This is a genomic window from Xanthomonas arboricola pv. guizotiae, from assembly GCF_002940205.1.
Classification (GTDB): domain Bacteria; phylum Pseudomonadota; class Gammaproteobacteria; order Xanthomonadales; family Xanthomonadaceae; genus Xanthomonas; species Xanthomonas arboricola_C.
The window spans coordinates 30,980-50,591 of sequence record NZ_MDSK01000037.1 but is presented as its reverse complement, the minus strand read 5'-3'; the positions used below and the strand labels follow the sequence as shown (position 1 = coordinate 50,591).

Here is a 19,612-nt window from a genome sequence, read left to right as displayed (position 1 = left end):
TCACGCGCTTCGAGAAGTTGGACGTCATGTTCCTTGGATTCCTCAACTTCGTCCTGGTCGTTGATGGGCTTCGGATGTGTTAACAGGCCCTAGGGCGGGCGTATCGCACGCGGGGGCAACAGCCAGACCCACGTCTTGCGCGCTGTGCCCAGGTCATTGATCGCGCGTGGCGTGATCTTTCGTAGGAGCGCACCTGGGCGCGATGTGGCATTACCGGCACTGCCATCGCGCCCGGGTGCGCTCCTACAACACCGCGAGCCAACAGGCCACACGTGTCCTCACGTTTTTATAGGAGCGCGCTTGCGCGCGATGGGGCGTTAGCGGGAATGCCCTCGCGCACAAGTGCGCTCCTGCAGAAAACGCGGGCTATTTGGCCGCGCGATGTACTTGCAACAACGCATGAGGTCGGCAGCGCGTGTGCTGCCTGCCATGCACCATGCTTGGCTCAGTGGAGGCTCGAAACTCAGGTCAGCGCGGTCATCACCCCACGCTGGTACGCAGGCCGCGCGCGCAGGCGCTGGTACCACGCCTGCAGATGCGGCAGCTCGGGCCGCTCGATCGGCATTTCGAACCAGGCGTAGACGAAGCTGCCCAGCGGAATATCGCCCATCGCAAATTGCGCGCCGGACAGATACGGCTGCTGCGCCAGGGCCGCATCCGCGCGTGCGAGCAGGTCGCCCGAGCGCGTCAGCGCCGCGGCAATGCGCGCAGGATCGCGCTCGGGTTCCGGTGTGCGCAGCACGCCCCAGAACAGGTCGCGAAACACGCCGGCAAACGTCGAGGTGGTCCAGTCCATCCAGCGATCGCCCAGCGCGCGTTCGGCCGGTGCCTGCGGATACAGGGCCGGCGCATATTGCGCGGCCAGGTAGCGCACGATCGCATTGGACTCCCACAGCACCAATTCACCATCCTGCAGCGTCGGCACCAGACCGTTGGGATTCAACGCGCGATACTCGGGCGTGTCGTTACGACCAGACGCACCGCCGACTTCGATCGAGGTGTACGGCAGCCCGGCTTCTTCGGCGCACCACAGCACCTTGCGCACATTGCTGGAATTGCGCCGCCCCCATAGCGTGATCGAGGCGTTTCCTGCGGCCGGTTGCATCGCAGCGTCAGCCATCGTCATTTCCCCGCTGCCGGTTTGGGCGTCGTGCGCGCCGGACGCTTCGCGGTGGAGGCCTGCGTGGCGCCAGCGGCCGCTGGCGGCGCTGCTTTCGCCCGCCCGCCCTTGGGCGCATCGCGTACCCACAGGGCCTGCTCGTCCTGCTTGATCTCGAACAGGCCGATCGCACGCACCAGGTCGCTGAGCTTGCGATAGCCGTAGTTGCGTGGGTCGAACGAGGCCTGGTTGGCCACCTGCTTGCCCACCGCCCCCAGATGCGCCCAGCCATCGTCTTCGCAGGCACTGTCGATCGCGTTGCGCAGCATCTGCACCAGCCGGGTGTCGCCACGCAGCGCGGTGGCGTCCTTGCGGCCGGCGGCGGTGTCGCTGGCCGCTGCCGCCTGCTCGCCCAGCGCTTCGACATAGGTGAACTTGGAACACGCGTTGACGAACGGCGCCGGGGTTTTCTTTTCACCGAAGCCATACACCTTCATGCCATCGGTGAGCAGACGCATCACCAACGGAGTGAAATCCGCATCGCTGGAGACGATCGCAAAGCCATCCAGGTTGCGCGCATACAGCAGGTCCATCGCATCGATCACCATCGCCATGTCCGAGGCGTTCTTGCCGGAACTATAGGCAAATTGCTGGATCGGCCGGATCGCGTATTCGTGCAGCGCCGCTTCCCAGCCCTTCAGGTGCGGACTCTTCCAGTTGCCGTAGGCACGGCGCACGTTGGCCACGCCATAGCGCGCCACTTCGGCCAGCACCACGTCGATCTTGCCGGCCGGCGCATTGTCGGCATCGATCAGCAAGGCGATGCGTTTGTCGGGATTGTCGATCATGGTCATTCCTCGAAGGTGTCGGCAGAGTCGGTGTCGCTTGCGGTGCCGATCTCGCTGTCGGCAGCAGCGGCCGACGGCAGAGACGGCATGCGGTCATCAAGTCGACGAGATGCGACATGATGCCGCAGGCAGGCCGATTCCAGGCGGCATGTTCATTGCCGATGCGGCATGCTGATGCGCCCGTGTCGCATTCCATCGGACCTGACGATGACTTCTTCCCCCTCCCAAGCTCCGCTGCACCTGGTCGTGGTTGGCGGCGGTTTTGCCGGCTTATGGGCCACCCGCGCGCTCGACGATCCCGGCATCCGCATCACCCTGATCGACCGCCAGAACCATCACCTGTTCCAGCCGCTGCTGTACCAGGTCGCCACCGCCGGCCTGTCGGCACCGGATATCGCCGCGCCGCTGCGCCACATCCTGCGCGAGCAGCGCAATGTCGAAGTGCTGCTCGGCGACGTCGCCGAAATCGCACCGGCCCGCCGCGAGGTGGTGCTTGCCGATGGCAGCACGCTCGGCTACGACATGCTGCTGCTGGCCACCGGCGCCACCCATGCCTACTTCGGCAACGATCACTGGGCCGAGCATGCGCCCGGCCTGAAGACGCTGTACGACGCGCTGGTGCTGCGGCGCAAATTGCTGCTCGCCTTCGAGCGCGCCGAAGCCGAATCCGACCCGGCCGCACGCGCGGCCTGGCTGAGTTTCGCCGTGGTCGGCGGCGGCCCGACCGGCGTCGAGCTGGCCGGCACGCTGGCCGAGATCGCCCGCCACACGCTCAAGAACGAATTCCGCCATATCGACCCGCGGCAGGCGCGCGTGCGCCTGGTCGAAGCCGGCCCGCGCGTGCTGCCCTCGTTCCCGGACGATCTCACCGCCAAGGCGCGCAAGCAGCTCGAGCGCCTGGGCGTGGAGGTGCACACCGGCACGCCGGTCACCCACATCGATGCGCAGGGCTATCAGCTCGGCGACACCTTCGTGCCTGCACGCACCGTGGTGTGGGCCGCCGGCGTGGCGGCATCGCCGCTGGCGCGCACGCTCGGCGTGCCGCTGGATCGCGCCGGCCGCGTGCTGATGCAGCCGGACCTGAGCGTGCCTGGCCACCCGGAAATCTTCGTCGGCGGCGACCTGGCCTCGGTCCAGCAGGACGGCCGCCCGGTGCCGGGCGTGGCACCGGCGGCAAAGCAGATGGGCAAGCACATCGCCAAGGCGATCCGCGCCCGCCATCGTGGCCAGCCCGCACCGGCCTTCCGCTACCAGGACTACGGCAACCTGGCCACGATCGGCCGCATGGCCGCCATCGTGCATGTCGGCAAGCTCAAGCTCTCCGGCATCGTGGCCTGGTGGTTCTGGCTGGCCGCGCACGTGTACTTCCTGATCGGTTTCCGCAACCGGTTCGTGGTGCTGGTGAACTGGGCGATGGCGTACTGGAGCTACCAGCGCGCCGCGCGCATCATCTTCGGCGGCGCCACCGACGACCCGCCGCCCAGCAGCAAGGACGGATGACAGCGGCGCAGGCCGTGCGCGATGCTGTGCGGCCTGATGCGGCGGTCTGATCGTGACCACTCTCCTGTTCCTGCTGGATCTGCTCGGCACCTTCGTGTTCGCCCTCAGCGGCGCGACCGTGGCGGTGCGCAATCGCCTGGATCTGTTCGGCGTGCTGGTGCTGTCGTGCGCGGCGGCGGTGTCCGGCGGCATCGTGCGCGATGTGCTGATCGGCGCCACCCCGCCGGCTGCGTTGGTGCATCCGCAGTACCTGCTGGTCGCCTGCCTGGCCGGCGTGGCCGGTTTCTACTGGCATGCGGCGGTGGAACGGCTGCGCAACCCGGTGCAGCTGTTCGACGCGGCCGGGTTGGCGTTGTTTGCGGTGTACGGCACCAGCAAGGCGCTCGATTACCAACTCAGCCCGCTCAGCGCGACCTTGCTCGGCATGCTCAGCGGCATCGGCGGCGGCATCGCGCGCGATCTGCTGGTGGCGCGGACCCCGGTGGTGCTGCAGGCCGAGCTGTATGCGGTCGCCGCGCTGGCCGGTGGCGGCCTGGTCGCGATCGGGCACCTGCTGGCGGTGCCGCAGGCCTGGTCGCTGGCGACCGGTGCGCTGGTGTGTTTCGGGCTGCGTTTCATGGCCATCCGCTACGGCTGGCATCTACCGGTGGCGCGCCTGCCGGAATAGCGCGGGCGGGCGCAGCGCGCGGTCGATCATCGGCGGACGACCACGGTAAGCAAGCACGCGTCGTCGGACTCGACGCAGCACCGGCAGCCCACATGCAAACGGCCCGGAAAACCGGGCCGTTCGTGCAACACCTGGGGCATGATCGAAGGATCAGGCCACGAACAGTGCCTTCATCTTCTTCAGCGCATTCGCCTCGATCTGGCGGATACGCTCGGCCGACACGCCGTACTCATCGGCCAGCTCCTGCAGCGTCACCTTGGAGTCGGAATCCAGCCAGCGGCGCTTGACGATATCGCGCGAGCGCGTGTCCAGGCCGGCCATGCCCTCGCGCAGCAACTGCAGCTGGTTGTCTTCGCTGTCGTGGCGCTCGTAGGCCTGCGACGGATCTTCGTCGTTGGCGACCAGGTAGCTCACCGGCGACGGCGGGCCATGATCGTCGTCTTCGTCCGACGAGGCGTCGAAGCCGATATCGCGACCGGACAGGCGCGATTCCATCTCCATCACTTCACGCTCGGAGACGTTCAGATCCTTGGCGACCGCAGTCACCTCGGACGCATTGAGCCAGCCCAGGCGGGTCTTGGACTTGCGCAGGTTGAAGAACAGCTTGCGCTGCGCCTTGGTCGTGGCGACCTTGACGATGCGCCAGTTCTTCAGGATGAACTCGTGCATTTCGGCACGGATCCAGTGCACTGCGAAGCTGACCAGGCGCACGCCCATTTCCGGGTCGAAGCGTTTGACCGCCTTCATCAGGCCGATATTGCCTTCCTGGATCAGGTCGCCCAGCGGCAGGCCGTAGCCGTTGTAGCCGCGGGCCACGTGCACCACGAAACGCAGGTGGGAATGGACCAGTTCGCGCGCGGCGTCCAGATCCAGCTCGTCGCGGAAGCGGCGGGCCAGATTCTGTTCCTCATCAACCGACAGCACCGGGATCTGGTGCACGGCACCGATGTAGGCGTCCAGCGAACCGAGCGCACTGGGAATCGGGAGATTGTTTGCCACAAGGGCAGTCGAGGTAGTCTGGTTCATAGGCACCATCTTAGCAGTCTTAGCAGTCGAACTATTGGACTGCCGGGTACAGAAAGAGTTCCCAGCATCCCATTAATAGAACGTTCGGGCTTCTGACATTGCCGGTGTTCTACAGCCCGGCACCCCAAAATCAACCGTTACGCTACCACTGCCGGCCTGCGCAAACCGTGACAAACCAGCTGCGAATCCGGCTGCCGGCACCGCCGTTCAGCCGCCGGCCGAGCTGGTGCCCAGCGCGCTGCGCGGTGGCAGCGACCAGTCGATCGGGCTGATCCCGCGGCGCTGCAGGTGCTCGTTGGTCTTGGAGAAGTGCTGGCAGCCCAGAAAGCCGCGATGCGCCGACAACGGCGAGGGATGCGGGGCCTTGAACACGCGATGGCGCGCCTGGTCGATGACCTTGCCCTTGGACTGCGCGTAGCTGCCCCAGAGCAGGAACACCAGGCCTTCGCGCTCGCGGTTGAGGGTTTCCACCACATGATCGGTGAAGCCTTCCCAGCCCTTGTTCTGGTGGGCGCCGGCACGGCCCTGCTCCACCGTCAGCACGGCATTGAGCAGTAATACGCCCTGGCGCGCCCACGGCATCAGGTAGCCATGATCCGGCCGCGCGATGCCCAGGTCGTCCTGGATCTCTTTGTAGATGTTGAGCAGCGACGGCGGCACCGGCACGCCCGGCAGCACCGAGAAACACAGACCATGCGCCTGGCCTTCGCCGTGATACGGATCCTGGCCCAGGATCACCACCTTCACCTGCTCGAACGGGGTGGCGTCGAAGGCGGCGAAGATCTGCGGCCCAGGCGGAAACACCCGCGCACCTGCCGCCTTGCGTTGACGCAGGAATGCCGACAGCTCCTGCATCTCCGGGCGCAGCAACCAGTCGCCCACCCTTGCCTTCCACGACGGTTCCAGTTGGATACGTGCTTCCACTTCAGTCATAGCGTGACAGCCTGATCCTCCAGGCGTGCCAGGCGCAGCTGGAACAACACCTTGGTCACCAGCAGGCGCTCTTCGATCGGTTTTTGCACCAGATCGTTGGCGCCGGCGCGCAACAATTCGGATTGATTGCGCGGGTTGGTATCGCCAGTCATCACCAGCACCGGCAGGCGGCGCTTGCCGTAGGCAAAATCGATGCGGATACGCTCGACCACGTCGCGGCCGTTGAGTTCGCCTTTCAGGGTCACGTCGGTCAGCACCACGTCGATGCGGCGCTCGGTGCGGCCCAGCGATTCGGCAGTGAGCAGCGCAAACGCATCTTCGGCGGTGAGCACGTGCACCACCTTCAGGCTCTGGCGCTCGAGCATGCGCTTGGTCGCCTCGGCCACCACGCGGCTGTCTTCGATATAGAGCACGGTCGCGCCGACCACCGGTTCGGGCTGTACGTAGCCGCGGATGAAGGTGGCCAGGGCTTCATGGCCCAGCGCCTTGTCGAAATAGTCGGTGACGTATTCGGTGAAGCGGCGCTCCACCAGATGCTGCTGCGCATCGCCGGAGACCACGATCACCGGCACATACGCCTGCCCGGCGGTTTCGCGCACGCTGCGTGCCAGGGTCAGGCCGTCGCCATCGGGCAGCGACAGCGAGGTGGTCACCAGATCCACCGCGCCGGCTTCCAGTGCCTGACGCGCTTCGGCAATGCTGGAGCAGCCGATCACCTGCACGTTGGGCAGGTCGCGCTTGAGCACGTCGGCAATCAGCTTGCGCACCAGCTTGGAGCCATCGACCACCATCACGCGCGGCGCGTCGCTGATCAGGTGTTTGAGATCTGGTGGATGCATGGCAGGCCTCAGGTCTCGGTGGGACGGGTCTGGCGAAGGAAATGGCCGGTCACCAGCCAGGCGCCCAGCCAACCCAGCACCAGGGTGCCGACCAGCACCATCGCAGAATGCAACAGATCCAGCCCGTGCAGGGTAAAGGAACTGCCATAGCTATCGGCCAGGGTTGCCAACGGCGCGCGCAATGCCAGGCCCGAGGCGGCGATCAAAGCGAGCGCAACGGCGCCGGCGCCAAGCCCGTACCACGCACCCAGATACAGGAACGGGCGACGGATGAAGCCATCGCTGGCGCCGAGCAGCTGCAGCACGCCGATTTCTTCGCGCCGCGACTGGATGTCCAGCCGCACGGTGTTGCCAACCACCAGGACCGCACCGATGCCGAGCAGTGCCGACAGTACCTGCACCAGCCGCTCGCCGAAGCGCAGCCAGCCATCCAGGCGCTTGCGCCACAGCGCATCGTGCTGCACCTGATCGCTCTGCGGCAGCGCCTGCAGCGCGCTGGCCAGTTGCACATCGTCGGCCGCATCGGCGGGAGTGACGATCAGCAAGGTGGGCAGCGGGTTGTCGCCCAGTGCATCGGCGGCTTCATCGAGCTTGGCGCTCTCGCGCAACTCGGCCAAGCCCTGCGCGGGCGTGCGCAAGGCGACCTTGGCAACGTCCGGGCGCGCACGCAGCTCGCCGGCCAGCGCCTGCGCCGCATCGGCGGCCACGTCGACCTTCAAAAACAGATTGATTTCGCGCGACTGCTGCACGCTGCCGGCCAGCAGCTTGACGTTGTCCAGCGCGATCGACAGCCCCAGCGGCAAGGCCAGTGCCAGCGCCATCACCACGATGGTCAGCAAGGTGGCCCAGGGCTTGCGCATGGCACGGCCCAGGCTGAAGGCGATGCTGTGCAGATGGTGGTCGATCCACACGCCGAACCGCGACGGCGCGACGGCTTCGGTATTGGCAAGCTTGCTCATTCGGCCAGGTCCTGCGGCGAGATGTCGTCGACCAGGCGGCCGTGATCCAGGATCAGCACGCGCTTGCGCATCTGCTTGAGCAGGGCCAGGTCGTGGCTGACCACCAGCACGCTGGTGCCGCGCGCGGGCAGCTCGGCGAACAACTGCATGATTTCCGCGGCCAGCGCCGGGTCCAGATTGCCGGTAGGCTCATCGGCCACCAGCAGGCGCGGTTCGCCGACGATGGCGCGGGCGATGCCCACGCGCTGCTGCTCGCCGGCCGACAACTGCGATGGCAAGGCCCGCTCGCGATGGGCCAGCCCGATCCGCTCCAATGCCGAGCGCACCCGCTTGCCGATCTCGGCACGCCGGGTGCCGCGCAGGATCAGCGGCAACGCCACGTTCTCGGCGATGCTGCGGTCGTTGAGCAGGCGATGGTCCTGGTAGACCGCACCCACCTGGCGCCGATGCAGCGGAATCTGCCGGCCACGCACCTTGAGCAGGTTGCGTTCGCCCAGCAGCACCGCGCCCTGGCTTGGCCGCTCGCTGAGGTGGATCAATTTGAGCAAGGTACTTTTGCCGGCGCCGGAGTGGCCGGTCACGAACAGCATCTCGCCATCGGCCACTTCGAAGCTGACATCGGTCAGCGCCTGGTGGCCACCGGCGTAGTGCTTGCTGACGTTGTCGAAACGCAGAACGGTCATCCAGCGATTATGCCGGAGCGCCAGCGCTTGCGTCGCATCGCCGGAGCCCGGCAATGCGACGCAGGCCGCGTGCGATCAGTTGCCGGACACCAGCGAGCGCAGGCGACGACCGATGCGGCTCAGCAGCGACGGGCCGCCGGACGGCTTGGCGGCGCTGCGCACCGGCTTGGCGACCACCTGGGTGGGCTTGCGCGGCGCGGCCGGTGCGGCGACCGGTGTGGAGGCCACTGCCGGCTCGGTACCGTCGACCGGGCGGCCGTTGCGACGCCGACGCCGCTTGCGCGGTGCGCGCTCGGCATCGGCCACGATGGTGGAAGGTGCCTCGACCGCCGCCGCCGCAACCACCGGCGTTTCGGTCGGCGCTGCCGCTGCCGGGGCTTCGCCCTCCACACGCGGCTTGCGACGCGGACGCGGCTTGCCATCGGCACTGCCGCCGTCGCGACGACCGCCGCCACTGCCGCTGCGCGAACCGCCGCCGGGGCCACTGCGCCCGCCACCGCGGCGCTGTTCTTCGGCAGCACGCTGCTCGCGCGCCTCGCGGAAGATGGTGCCCACGCTGTCGCCAGCATCGGCGTCGGCCTCTTCGCCTTCCACCGGCACGCGCGCTGCACGCGGCAGCGGCGTCAGCAACTCGGAGGTCACCGGCTCGACCGGGATCTTCTGCTCGATATAGGCCTCGATATCCGGCAGGCTCATTGCGTAGCGCTCGCAGGCGAAGCTGATCGCATCGCCCTCTTCGCCCAGCCGCGCGGTACGGCCGATACGGTGCACGTAGTCTTCCGCATCGAACGGCAGGTCGTAGTTGTAGACGTACTTGACGCCGTCGATGTGCAGGCCGCGCGCGGCCACGTCGGTGGCGACCAGGATTTCGAGCTGACCCTTCTGGAAGCGGTTGAGCAGCGACTCGCGCTTCTTCTGCGGCACGTCGCCCGACAGCACGCCGACCCGGTAGCCATGCCGCTCCAGGGTGCGCGCCACGCGCTCGACGAACGCCTTGGTGTTGACGAACACCATGGTGCGCGCGCCTTCACTGCGCGACAGCAGGCCCAGCAGCAGCGTCTGCTTCTCTTCGTCGGAGGGGAAATAGATGCGCTGGCGCACCCGTGCGGCGGTGATGCTTTCCGTTTCGACGACCAGCTTTTCCGGCTCGTTCATGTGCTCGTAGGCGAGCTCGAGCACGCGATGGCTGAGCGTGGCCGAGAACAGCAGGGTCTGGCGGGTGCCGCGCTCGGGCATGCGCCGCAGCAGGAAGCGGATGTCCTTGATGAAGCCCAGGTCGAACATGCGGTCGGCTTCGTCCAGTACGCAGATCTCGCAGGCGTGCAGCGACACCACCTTGTGCTGCTTGACGTAGTCGATCAGCCGGCCCGGGGTGGCGATGATCACGTCCACCCCCTGCTGCAGCAGCTCGCGCTGCTTGTCGTAGTCCACCCCGCCGTAGACCAGCGCAAAGCGCAGGCCCAGGTCGGCGCCGAACTTGACCGCGTCCTTGTGGATCTGGATCGCCAGTTCGCGGGTCGGCGCCAGGATCAGCGCGCGCGGGTCCTCCGGCTTGCGGTCGGCCAGCGCCGGGCGGATCAGCAGGCGGTTCATCACCGCCACCAGGAACGCCAGGGTCTTGCCGGTGCCGGTCTGGGCCTGGCCGGCGACGTCGCCGCCCGGCAGCGCGACCGGCAGGGTCAGCGCCTGGATCGGGGTACAGCGGGTAAACCCGGCGCTCTCCAGCCCGGCGATCAGCGCCGGATGCAGGTCGAACGTGGAAAAAGTCAAATCGGTCAGCGGTTTGTCGCTCATTATTCCGTCTTCGTGGGGCGCCCTGGGCAGCCCGGGCGCGGCTTGCATCGATGCCGACAGCGTCGCAAACTGCGGCTGTTGTGGCGGACAGCGCGGCTTCAGGACTGACACTTGATTCAGTCGCGCAATACCCCAGTTTAACGCAATGTAGCGGCCTGCCCGTTCGGGCGGGCCGTTTTGGTTTCCAGGAGACCCAACGTGAGCGACAAGGTTCAACACGTCGGCGATGCCGACTTCGAGACAGCTGTACTGCAATCCGGCGAACCGGTGCTGGTGGATTTCTGGGCCGAGTGGTGCGGACCCTGCAAGATGATCGCCCCGGTGCTGGACGATCTGGCCGATACATATCAGGGCAAACTGAAGGTTGCCAAGGTCAATGTGGACCAGAACCGCGCACTGGCCATCAAGTACCACGTGCGCTCGATCCCGATGCTGTTGCTGTTCAAGGACGGCCAGGTGCAGGCCACCCAGATCGGTGCGGTTGGCAAGGGCCAGCTGACCCAGATGATCGACAAGACCCTGGGCGGCGCGGCCGCCTGAGCGGGTGGGCGTCCAGCGATGGGCGCCCCTGTGACGCGCCAGCAGTTAAATCCTGCTGCGGCAGGCGCTTGCGCGGTTGCGCGCAGCGGTGATAGTGTCAGCCGATCCGGAGCACGTTCGTGCGCCGACGTACCCCTCTAGAAACCTCTTCTAGACTCCCATCACCTAAAGTTCGCCCCCCCGCCGGGCGCTCGCACTCTTAGCGAGGAATCACGCACTTGTCCGATCATCCTTCCTCCGATACCGGGAGCAGCGTCGACGCTCCTGTCGAGAAGCGCGTGCGCAAGCCGCGCGTGAGCAAGACCGCCGCTGCCACCGACGACGGTGGCGCGCAGCAGCCCAACCTGCCCTTGCCCGCCAGCCCCGCACCCGATGCTCCACGTGCCCCGCATGCACCGTCGCACGCTGCCGATTCGGCACCGGCGCAGACGTCCGGCGATGGCGCGTCCTATGCCGGTAACGCCCCCGGCGCCAACCAGGGCAACCCGGGCGGCGACACCCAGGGCGACTCCCGCGAGGGTGGCCAGACCCAGCAGCAGCGCTTCAATCAGGCGCAGCAGCAGCAGAACCAGAATCAGGCGCAGCACCGGGGCCAGAACCAGGGTCAGCCCCAGGCGCAGGCGCAGGGTCAGGGTCAGGACCAGAATGGCGGCCAGCATCAGCAAGGCCAGGGCAACCGCCGTGACCGCTTCCGCAACCGCCGCGACCGTGGACGCGACCGCTTCGGCAACGAAGGTGGCGGCATGCCGTCGTCGGATGGCAGCAACGAGCCGTTCGTCGCGCGCCCGCACCCGGCCGTGCCGGAAGGCTTCCCGGTCTATTCGCTGAGCGATCTGAAGCGGATGCCGGCGCAGAAGCTGCTGGATATCGCCGACCAGCTCAACATCCAGGAAGGCGTGGCGCGCGCGCGCAAGCAGGACGTGATCTTCGCCCTGCTCAAGGTGCTGACCCGCCACGGCGAAGGCGTTGCCGCCGACGGCGTGCTGGAAATCCTGCCCGACGGCTTCGGCTTCCTGCGTGCCGCAGAAGCCAGCTACCTGGCCGGCCCGGACGACACCTATATCTCACCCAGCCAGATCCGCCGCTTCAACCTGCGGACCGGCGACCACCTGTCTGGCCGTATCCGCTTCCCGAAGGACGGCGAACGCTATTTCGCGCTGTCGATCGTCGACACCATCAATGGCGAGCCGCTGGAAGCCAGCAAGAACAAGGTGCTGTTCGAGAACCTGACCCCGCTGTTCCCGCGTCGCCGCTTCCGGCTGGAGCGTGGCGATGGATCGACCGAGGACATCACCGGCCGCATCCTGGACCTGATGGCGCCGCAGGGCAAAGGTCAGCGCGCGCTGATCGTCTCCCCGCCCAAGGCCGGCAAGACCATGATGATGCAGCAGGTGGCCACGGCCATCACCAGCAATCATCCCGAAGTGCACATGATCGTGCTGCTGATCGACGAGCGCCCGGAAGAAGTGACCGAAATGCAGCGCACCGTGCGCGGCGAGGTCATCTCCTCCACCTTCGACGAACCGGCCGCGCGCCACGTGCAGGTCGCCGAGATGGTGATCGAGCGGGCCAAGCGCCTGGTCGAGCACAAGAAGGACGTGGTGATCCTGCTCGACTCGATCACCCGTCTGGCACGCGCCTACAACAACGTGGTGCCCAGCTCCGGCAAGGTACTCACCGGTGGTGTGGACGCCAACGCGCTGCACCGTCCGAAGCGCTTCTTCGGTGCGGCCCGTAACGTGGAAGAAGGCGGCTCGCTGACCATCATCGCCACGGCGCTGGTGGAAACCGGCAGCAAGATGGACGAGGTGATCTACGAAGAGTTCAAGGGCACCGGCAACAGCGAAGTGCATCTGAACCGTCGCATCACCGAAAAGCGCGTGTATCCGGCGATCGACATCAACCGATCCGGCACGCGTCGCGAAGATCTGCTGATCGAGCCGGAGCTGCTGCAGAAGATCTGGATCCTGCGCAAGCTGCTGCACCCGATGGACGAAATCGCGGCGATGGAATTCCTGCTGGACAAGATGAAGACCACCAAGTCCAACGACGAGTTCTTCAGTTCGATGAAGCGCTGACTCGGTCGGCATTCTCGAGACGAAAAGCCCCGCACTGCGGGGCTTTTTTGTGGCCGCGGAGTTGTGTGTCCGACGGACACCTCGTTATCGTCGCGGCACGCACATCGGCATTCGGCGGCTACTACGCCAGCCGGCGCGAGTCCGCATATGGCGGGGTGTCGGGGTAGTCGTCCTCGCGCAGGCGGGTTTGCAGGTCGCGCCACCATTGCGGGTCGAACAGCTCCGGGTGCAGGTGCTTGACCGCTTCCAGCTGCGAGGGCGGCAAGCCCATGAACAGCGCGAAGCGCTCGGGAAACACATCGCGCGGGCCGACGTGGAACCAGGGCTCGGCAGCCATCTGTTCTTCATAGGTGGTCGGGGTTGGCCAGTCGCGGAAGCTGCATTCGGTGATCAGGCACAGCTCGTCGTAGTCGTAGAACACCGCGCGCTGATGGCGGGTGATGCCGAAGTTCTTCAGCAGCATGTCGCCGGGAAAGATGTTGTTGCGTGCCATGTCCTTGATCGCCTGGCCGTAGTCCAGCGCGGCCGCATGCGCGGCTTCGGGCAGCTGTTCGCGCAGGTAGAGATTGAGCGGGCGCAGGCGGCGCTGCACGTAGCACAGCGCGATCAACACGTCCTGACCATCTTCGCTCAGGCTCGTCGCACAGCTGGTTTGCAGCTCTTCCAGCAACGCGGGCGAGAAACGCGACTTGGGAAACCGCAGGAAGCGATACGGCTGCGCGTCCAGCAGGCGGCCGATGCGATCGAGCTGGAACACCAGCTCGTATTTGCCTTCCACCTGCGCGCGACTCATGGTCTTGGGATAGGCAAAGCGGTCGCGAATCAGTTTGAACACCAGCGGATAACTGGGCAGGGTAAATACCACCATGACCATGCCGGGCGTGCCATCGGCATGCACCAGCTGCTCGGCCGGATGCGCCTGGAAATGGCTGAAGAACGTGCGATAGCGTTCGGTCTTGCCCTGCTTGGCACGCCCGAGCATCGTGTACAGCTCGTCGACCGGCTTGTGGGTGAGCAGGCTGCGTAGAAACACCACCGCATCGCCGACGGTGGATAGATTGGCCTGGAAGTAACTGCGCGAGTTGCTGAACAGCTGCGCGACGTCGCTGCGCCGGGTCAGCACCGCTTCGGCACGCAGGCCGGCGTCGTCGTTGACCAGGGCGATGACGCATGGCGAGAAGCGATGTTCGCCGAACACGCGGCCGACCAGGTAGGCGCGCCGCTCGCGATAGAACACTGTCTCCAGCAGCTCCACGCTGCGCACCGGGTGCTCGCCCCAATGCGCGAGATCGTCGAGCAGGCGCACCGCGATCGCCGCTGCACAACGGGTGCGATGCGCATACGGAACGTCGAAGGAATAATCGCCGAGCACGCGCACCAGCATGTCGGTCAGCCGGCCGGGCGAGACCGCGTAGGTATGCCGCGCGACCGGCACCGTGATCGCATCGGTCGGCTCGATATCCAGCGCGATGAATTCGATCTCCGCATCCACGCCGTGGGTGCCGAAGTAACGCCGGGTCAGGGTGTTGTAGAAGGTCTTGTACAACTCCTGGTCGATCAGCCCGCTCAGCAGCGTGGCGTAATGCACGCGTGCGCGCATCCACAGCGCGCGATCGTGCGCCTGCCCCAGCAGCACCGCACGCAAGCGCAGCATGCATTCGCTGATGTACTGGTCGTACAGCGCGATCCGCGCCACCGCGTCATCGCGCGCGCCGCTCCAGTCGCGCGTTTCGAAGCGCTGTTTGGCGCGTGCGGTGATCTCGGCAAACCGGGCGTGGTAATCCTCGAAGGCGTCGTACACGGCATGGGCAATCGCCAGCGCACGGCGCTCGGACTGCGGCGGTAACGGGAGCTGGCTCATGCCGGCAGTGTACCCAGCGCATGTTGCGGCGTGCAGCCGAGAGCAACGATCAATCGAACAAGCGCACAGTCGGCCAGATGCCGAGACTGCTCGCAACGAGGCGAAGGAGCTCTCGCAGGCAAGGCATTGCCAGGTCGCGAGACCTGGCATGCAACCACCGCGTTCTCGCGCTTGCACGCAAACGCAGGAAACGACAAGGCCCGCCCCTCATCGAGGCGGGCCCTGCCTGTTGCAGCTGCCGGACGCACCGCCAGGCGGTGCGCTGGATCAGGCCTTCAGCGTGGCCAACACGTCGTTGAAGGTCTTGCTCGGGCGCATCGCCTCGCTGACCTTGGCCAGATCGGGGTGGTAGTAGCCGCCGATCTCGACCGGCTTGCCCTGGGCGCCGTTGAGCTCGGCCACGATGGTGGCTTCGTTCTCGGTCAGGGCCTTGGCCAGCGGCGCGAACTTGGCCTGCAGGGCGGTGTCCTCTGTCTGCGCAGCCAGGGCCTGCGCCCAGTACATCGCCAGATAGAAGTGGCTGCCGCGGTTGTCCAGTTCACCGACCTTGCGCGCCGGCGACTTGTTGTTGTCCAGGAACTGGCCGTTGGCCACGTCCAGCGCCTTGGCCAGCACCGTGGCCGACGGATTGTCGTAGCGGTTGCCCAGATGCTCCAGCGAGGCGGCCAGGGCCAGGAACTCGCCCAGCGAATCCCAGCGCAGGCTGTTCTGTTCGACGAACTGCTGCACGTGCTTGGGCGCCGAGCCGCCGGCACCGGTCTCGAACAGGCCGCCACCGGCCATCAGCGGCACGATCGACAGCATCTTGGCGCTGGTGCCCAGCTCCAGGATCGGGAACAGGTCGGTGAGGTAATCGCGCAGCACGTTGCCGGTGACCGAGATGGTGTCCTGGCCCTTGCGGATGCGCTCCAGCGAGAAGGTGGTTGCTTCCACCGGCGGCAGGATGCGGATATCCAGGCCGTTGGTGTCGTGATCCTTCAGATAGGTTTCCACCTTGGCGATGACCTGCGCATCGTGCGCACGGGCGTTGTCCAGCCAGAACACCGCAGGCGTCTGGCTCACGCGCGCGCGTTCGACGGCCAGCTTGACCCAGTCCTGGATCGGCGCGTCCTTGACCTGGCACATGCGCCACAGGTCGCCGGCTTCCACCGCATGTTCGAACACCGTGTTGCCGGTGTCGTCGGTGGCCTTGACGGTCCCGGCGGCGGCAATCTGGAAGGTCTTGTCGTGCGAGCCGTATTCCTCGGCCTTCTGCGCCATCAGGCCGACGTTGGGCACCGAGCCCATGGTGGACGGATCGAATGCGCCATGCGCCTTGCAGTCGTCGATCACCGCCTGATAGACATCGGCGTAGCAGCGATCCGGGATCACCGCCTTGGTGTCCTGCAGCTTGCCTTCGGCATTCCACATCTGACCGGAGTCGCGAATCATCGCCGGCATCGACGCATCGACGATCACGTCGCTGGGCACATGCAGGTTGGTGATGCCCTTGTCCGAATTGACCATGGCCAGGGCCGGACGCTGCGCGTATTCGGCCTGGATATCGGCCTTGATCTGCGCCTGCTGGTCTTCCGGCAGCGTGGCGATGCGCGCGTACAGGTCGCCGATGCCGTTGTTGGGATCGAAGCCGACCGACGCGAGCGCCTCGGCATGCTTGCTCAGCGTGTCCTTGTAGAACTCGCCGACCACCACGCCGAACAGCACCGGGTCGGAGACCTTCATCATGGTGGCTTTCAGATGCACCGAGAACAGCACATCGCGGGCCTTGGCATCGGCGATCTGCGCGTCGATGAAGCTGGCCAGCGCGCGCTTGCTCAGCACCGCGGCATCGACGATTTCGCCGGCCTTGACCGCGACCTTGTCCTTCAACACGCTGCTGCTGCCGTCGTTGCCGACGAACTCGATCTTCAACGCGCCGGCGGCCGCCACGGTGGTGGATTGCTCGCTGCCGAAGAAATCGCCGTCGTCCATATGGGCCACGTGCGACTTCGAATCGCTGCTCCACTTGCCCATGCGGTGCGGATGCTTGCGTGCGTAATTCTTCACCGACAGCGGCGCGCGGCGATCGGAGTTGCCCTCGCGCAGCACCGGATTGACCGCGCTGCCCTTGACCTTGTCGTAGCGCGCCTTGATGTCCTTTTCGGCATCGTCCTTGGGCGTGTCCGGATACGCCGGCAGCGCATAGCCCTGGCCCTGCAGTTCGGCGATGGCGGCCTTGAGCTGCGGCACCGAGGCGCTGATGTTGGGCAGCTTGATGATGTTGGCTTCCGGCGTGGTGGCCAACTCGCCCAGCTCACTCAGGTCGTCGGCGATCTTCTGCGCGTCGCTCAGGTGCTCGGGAAACAGCGACAGGATGCGGCCGGCCAGCGAGATGTCGCGGGTTTCGACCACGATGCCGGCAGTATTGGTGTAGGCATCGATGATCGGCAGCAGCGACTGCGTGGCCAGATACGGTGCTTCGTCGGTGAGCGTGTAGATGATCTTCGGTGTCTTCGACATAAGGTGCGATGGCTCGTGTGGTCGGAAGGAGCGCCGGCGTGTTGGCACTGGCGTTGGCGTGCGCGACGGGGTCGCTGCTGGCACGCCGATCGGCCGGCGCGTGGAACGCGGCGATGGATCAGCACGATATTGTCGCGTCTGAGCCGCGCCCGGGTAAAGCGACCACAGGAGGATGCTCCATCCCGCCACCCGTCCAATGCGATGGATGCAGCTGTAACGAATGTGCCGACTGAGAGACTACGCAGAAAAAAGGGCGCGATCGTGTGATCGCGCCCTGATGGCCTGCTAGAAGAACGACAGGGCAACGCGATGGACGCGCTTGTCCTGCATGCGTGGCATCAGTGCGCTGCTCGCTCTGCGAACACGCATCCCTACCTGCAGACTGCTTGCTCGCGTGGCTGCTTACTTGACCGTGATGGTCTGCGGCGTACCCGCCGGCTTGCCATCCACCATGACCTGCGCGGTGTAGCTGCCAGCCGGCCAGCCATCGGGCTTGCTGAAGCTGAGGTTGGTGGTTTCCGGGCCGGTCGTGGTCAAGGTGGCATTCTGCTCGCCGGCCACCTGGCCATCCTGATAGGTGAGTTTGGCTGCGACCGCCACATTGCTCGCGCTGCCATCGGTTTTCACCGAAACGATGATGGTGTCCTTGCTGCCGATGTTGGCCGACGGGGTCACCGACTTGTCGGCGGTCGCGGTGGTGCCGACCACCACGCTCGACACCGTCACCGCCGAACCCGTCGCGGCTGCGGTATCGGTGCTGGCGGCGCCGGTTGCGGTGCTCTGGCCAGCCTGATCGCTCGCCGGCGGCGTTGCGGCCGGCCCCGGCATCGCCTCGGTGGCAGCGCCGGAAGTCGGATCCTTGGACACGCTGTCGTCGTCGGCCTTCTTGCTGCAGCCCGACAAGGCGAGAACGCCGGCAAGGGCAATGGCGAGGGTGCTGGAAACGGATGTAGTACGCATGGATCAATCTCCGGATATCAGAATAAAAATGGGTTTCGAAAGGTGCCAGGTATGCGGTGCGCCTATGACTTCGGCGGCAATTGCAGGACCTGACCGGGAAAGATCTTGTCCGGATCCTTGAGCGTTTCGCGGTTGGCATCGAAGATCCGCGGCCACAGGTTGCCGTCGCCGAAGTGGCGCTTGGCGATGCTGGACAGACTGTCGCCCGCCTGCACGGTGATCGATTCGCTGACCAACTGCGCAGTGCTCTGCACGCTGGTGCGCACGTTGGAGAAATCCGCCGCCGGCGCGACGTCGGCGGTGCTGTCGACCGAGGACGTCACGTTGGAAAAATCTGCTTTCTTGTCGACATTCATTGCCGCAATCCCGTTGCATCACGATGACTGCAGGGTGCGCGGCGCGCTGTTAAGCGTGGATCGCGCCACCGTGAAGCTGGCGCGAGCCCTGAATGGGCGCGATTACTGGCGCAGGTCGCGGAAGATCGACAGCGGCGTCGGCACGCTGGGCGAGCTGCGCAAGGGGTTGATGTCCAGCCCGCCACGGCGGGTATAGCGCGCTTCCACCACCAGCCACTCGGGCGCGCAGCGGAGCAGCACGTCATGGAAGATACGCTCCACGCATTGCTCGTGAAACTCGGCGTGGTCGCGGAAACTCACCAGATAGCGCAGCAGGCCTTGGCGGTCGATCGGGGCGCCGCGGTAGCGCAACGTGACGCTGGCCCAATCCGGTTGACCGGTGACCGGGCAATTGGATTTGAGCAAAGCCGAGGTCAGCACTTCTTCCACCACTGGTTGTGCGTGCGCCGCCAGATACGCGGCATTGGGCGGGCCGTAGTCGTCGATGCTGACATCCAGTGCGTCGATCGATTCGCCCTCCCCGACCGCGTCGATCGGTGGCAGACCGAATTCCACCACCACATCGGCACCGGCGCGCGTGGACAGGTCGCTAGCGATGCGCGTGCGCACCGCTTCGGCGCTATTGAAGCGGGTGGCGTTGAGCGAGTTGAGATACAGCTTGAGCGACTTGGATTCGATCAACGCCGGCGAGTCATGTGGCACATGCAAGGTGGCGGTGGCCACGCACGGCTTGCCATGCGCATCGAGCCAGCTGAGTTCGTAGGCATGCCAGCGATCGCGGCCGATAAACGGCAAGGCCCCCGACAGGCCGATCGCCTCGCGCCCGGCCGCGCGCGGAATCGGGAACAGCAGCGACGGATCGTAGCCGCTGGGATAGGCGACCTCACGACCGAGGGTGGAATCTTCTGGGGTATTCATCGCGCCATTTTAGGCCGAGCGGGCTGGCCGTGAGGTGTATGACAGCGCGCGA

At 66.0% G+C, this 19,612-nt stretch carries 17 protein-coding genes; 4 read left to right on the top strand and 13 right to left on the bottom strand.

Annotated features, from left to right (window positions below; all coding sequences use genetic code 11):
- Nucleotides 1-463: 463 nt before the first annotated feature.
- Complete coding sequence (locus XarbCFBP7408_RS18430; RefSeq protein WP_429001412.1) at nt 464-1,126, bottom strand: glutathione S-transferase family protein; 663 nt, start codon at nt 1,124-1,126, stop codon at nt 464-466.
- Nucleotides 1,123-1,953 (bottom strand): NYN domain-containing protein, encoded by an 831-nt coding sequence (locus XarbCFBP7408_RS18425; RefSeq protein WP_181106857.1) that lies wholly within the window; start codon nt 1,951-1,953, stop codon nt 1,123-1,125. The genes XarbCFBP7408_RS18430 and XarbCFBP7408_RS18425 overlap by 4 nt, the downstream gene beginning before the upstream one ends.
- Before the next feature lie 201 nt (nt 1,954-2,154).
- Here XarbCFBP7408_RS18425 and XarbCFBP7408_RS18420 point away from each other — a divergent pair, with 201 nt between their 5' ends.
- Nucleotides 2,155-3,447, top strand: coding sequence for an NAD(P)/FAD-dependent oxidoreductase (locus tag XarbCFBP7408_RS18420; protein WP_104564191.1), 1,293 nt, complete (start codon nt 2,155-2,157; stop codon nt 3,445-3,447).
- Between the two features lie 52 nt (nt 3,448-3,499).
- On the top strand, nt 3,500-4,114 hold the full coding sequence (locus XarbCFBP7408_RS18415; RefSeq protein WP_104564187.1) for a trimeric intracellular cation channel family protein: 615 nt from the start codon (nt 3,500-3,502) through the stop codon (nt 4,112-4,114).
- A 150-nt stretch (nt 4,115-4,264) separates the two neighbouring features.
- Here the strand turns inward: XarbCFBP7408_RS18415 and rpoH are convergent, their stop codons facing one another.
- From rpoH to rhlB, 6 genes are all read right to left on the bottom strand, one after another.
- Nucleotides 4,265-5,140 carry an RNA polymerase sigma factor RpoH gene (rpoH, locus tag XarbCFBP7408_RS18410; RefSeq protein ID WP_002803651.1) on the bottom strand — a complete coding sequence of 292 codons (876 nt, stop codon included), beginning with the start codon at nt 5,138-5,140 and terminating at the stop codon, nt 4,265-4,267.
- A gap of 207 nt (nt 5,141-5,347) precedes the next feature.
- Entirely contained in the window at nt 5,348-6,073 is a 726-nt protein-coding gene (gene ung / locus XarbCFBP7408_RS18405; protein ID WP_104564186.1) for a uracil-DNA glycosylase, read from the bottom strand.
- Nucleotides 6,070-6,912, bottom strand: a complete 843-nt coding sequence (locus XarbCFBP7408_RS18400) for a response regulator (RefSeq protein WP_181106858.1) — start codon at nt 6,910-6,912, stop codon at nt 6,070-6,072. Before XarbCFBP7408_RS18400 ends, ung begins: the two co-directional genes overlap by 4 nt.
- An 8-nt stretch (nt 6,913-6,920) precedes the next feature.
- Nucleotides 6,921-7,871 carry a permease-like cell division protein FtsX gene (gene ftsX, locus XarbCFBP7408_RS18395; RefSeq protein ID WP_104564185.1) on the bottom strand — a complete coding sequence of 317 codons (951 nt, stop codon included), beginning with the start codon at nt 7,869-7,871 and terminating at the stop codon, nt 6,921-6,923.
- Nucleotides 7,868-8,554, bottom strand: a complete 687-nt coding sequence (gene ftsE, locus XarbCFBP7408_RS18390; RefSeq protein WP_016903688.1) for a cell division ATP-binding protein FtsE — start codon at nt 8,552-8,554, stop codon at nt 7,868-7,870. The genes ftsX and ftsE overlap by 4 nt, the downstream gene beginning before the upstream one ends.
- A gap of 75 nt (nt 8,555-8,629) precedes the next feature.
- Entirely contained in the window at nt 8,630-10,348 is a 1,719-nt protein-coding gene (rhlB, locus tag XarbCFBP7408_RS18385; protein ID WP_104564184.1) for an ATP-dependent RNA helicase RhlB, read from the bottom strand.
- 198 nt (nt 10,349-10,546) lie between these two features.
- Here rhlB and trxA point away from each other — a divergent pair, with 198 nt between their 5' ends.
- Complete coding sequence (gene trxA, locus XarbCFBP7408_RS18380) at nt 10,547-10,888, top strand: thioredoxin TrxA (RefSeq protein WP_104564183.1); 342 nt, start codon at nt 10,547-10,549, stop codon at nt 10,886-10,888.
- Between the two features lie 218 nt (nt 10,889-11,106).
- Nucleotides 11,107-12,966 (top strand): transcription termination factor Rho, encoded by a 1,860-nt coding sequence (gene rho, locus XarbCFBP7408_RS18375; protein ID WP_181106860.1) that lies wholly within the window; start codon nt 11,107-11,109, stop codon nt 12,964-12,966.
- A gap of 121 nt (nt 12,967-13,087) precedes the next feature.
- Here rho and aceK read toward each other — a convergent pair whose 3' ends face one another.
- The 5 genes from aceK to queF all read right to left on the bottom strand — a co-directional run bounded on the left by aceK (nt 13,088) and on the right by queF (nt 19,560).
- Nucleotides 13,088-14,827, bottom strand: a complete 1,740-nt coding sequence (aceK, locus tag XarbCFBP7408_RS18370) for a bifunctional isocitrate dehydrogenase kinase/phosphatase (RefSeq protein ID WP_104564182.1) — start codon at nt 14,825-14,827, stop codon at nt 13,088-13,090.
- Between the two features lie 267 nt (nt 14,828-15,094).
- Nucleotides 15,095-17,326: an NADP-dependent isocitrate dehydrogenase gene (locus XarbCFBP7408_RS18365; protein WP_104564181.1), complete on the bottom strand. Its 2,232-nt coding sequence runs from the start codon at nt 17,324-17,326 to the stop codon at nt 15,095-15,097.
- A gap of 402 nt (nt 17,327-17,728) precedes the next feature.
- The gene (locus tag XarbCFBP7408_RS18360; RefSeq protein WP_104564180.1) at nt 17,729-18,286 is read right to left on the bottom strand and encodes a hypothetical protein; all 558 of its coding nucleotides are present in this window, start codon (nt 18,284-18,286) and stop codon (nt 17,729-17,731) included.
- A 62-nt stretch (nt 18,287-18,348) separates the two neighbouring features.
- The gene (locus tag XarbCFBP7408_RS18355) at nt 18,349-18,642 is read right to left on the bottom strand and encodes a LysM peptidoglycan-binding domain-containing protein (RefSeq protein ID WP_104564179.1); all 294 of its coding nucleotides are present in this window, start codon (nt 18,640-18,642) and stop codon (nt 18,349-18,351) included.
- A 102-nt stretch (nt 18,643-18,744) separates the two neighbouring features.
- Nucleotides 18,745-19,560 carry an NADPH-dependent 7-cyano-7-deazaguanine reductase QueF gene (gene queF, locus XarbCFBP7408_RS18350; RefSeq protein WP_104564178.1) on the bottom strand — a complete coding sequence of 272 codons (816 nt, stop codon included), beginning with the start codon at nt 19,558-19,560 and terminating at the stop codon, nt 18,745-18,747.
- Nucleotides 19,561-19,612 lie beyond the last annotated feature (52 nt).

Coding starts and splice junctions, on each gene's coding strand:
- XarbCFBP7408_RS18430 (WP_429001412.1), bottom strand. CDS start 1,126: ATGACGATGGCTGACGCTGCGATGCAACCGGCCGCAGGAAACGCCTCG.
- XarbCFBP7408_RS18425 (WP_181106857.1), bottom strand. CDS start 1,953: ATGACCATGATCGACAATCCCGACAAACGCATCGCCTTGCTGATCGAT.
- XarbCFBP7408_RS18420 (WP_104564191.1), top strand. CDS start 2,155: ATGACTTCTTCCCCCTCCCAAGCTCCGCTGCACCTGGTCGTGGTTGGC.
- rpoH (WP_002803651.1), bottom strand. CDS start 5,140: ATGAACCAGACTACCTCGACTGCCCTTGTGGCAAACAATCTCCCGATT.
- ung (WP_104564186.1), bottom strand. CDS start 6,073: ATGACTGAAGTGGAAGCACGTATCCAACTGGAACCGTCGTGGAAGGCA.
- XarbCFBP7408_RS18400 (WP_181106858.1), bottom strand. CDS start 6,912: ATGCATCCACCAGATCTCAAACACCTGATCAGCGACGCGCCGCGCGTG.
- ftsX (WP_104564185.1), bottom strand. CDS start 7,871: ATGAGCAAGCTTGCCAATACCGAAGCCGTCGCGCCGTCGCGGTTCGGC.
- ftsE (WP_016903688.1), bottom strand. CDS start 8,554: ATGACCGTTCTGCGTTTCGACAACGTCAGCAAGCACTACGCCGGTGGC.
- rhlB (WP_104564184.1), bottom strand. CDS start 10,348: ATGAGCGACAAACCGCTGACCGATTTGACTTTTTCCACGTTCGACCTG.
- aceK (WP_104564182.1), bottom strand. CDS start 14,827: ATGAGCCAGCTCCCGTTACCGCCGCAGTCCGAGCGCCGTGCGCTGGCG.
- XarbCFBP7408_RS18365 (WP_104564181.1), bottom strand. CDS start 17,326: ATGTCGAAGACACCGAAGATCATCTACACGCTCACCGACGAAGCACCG.
- XarbCFBP7408_RS18360 (WP_104564180.1), bottom strand. CDS start 18,286: ATGCGTACTACATCCGTTTCCAGCACCCTCGCCATTGCCCTTGCCGGC.
- XarbCFBP7408_RS18355 (WP_104564179.1), bottom strand. CDS start 18,642: ATGAATGTCGACAAGAAAGCAGATTTTTCCAACGTGACGTCCTCGGTC.
- queF (WP_104564178.1), bottom strand. CDS start 19,560: ATGAATACCCCAGAAGATTCCACCCTCGGTCGTGAGGTCGCCTATCCC.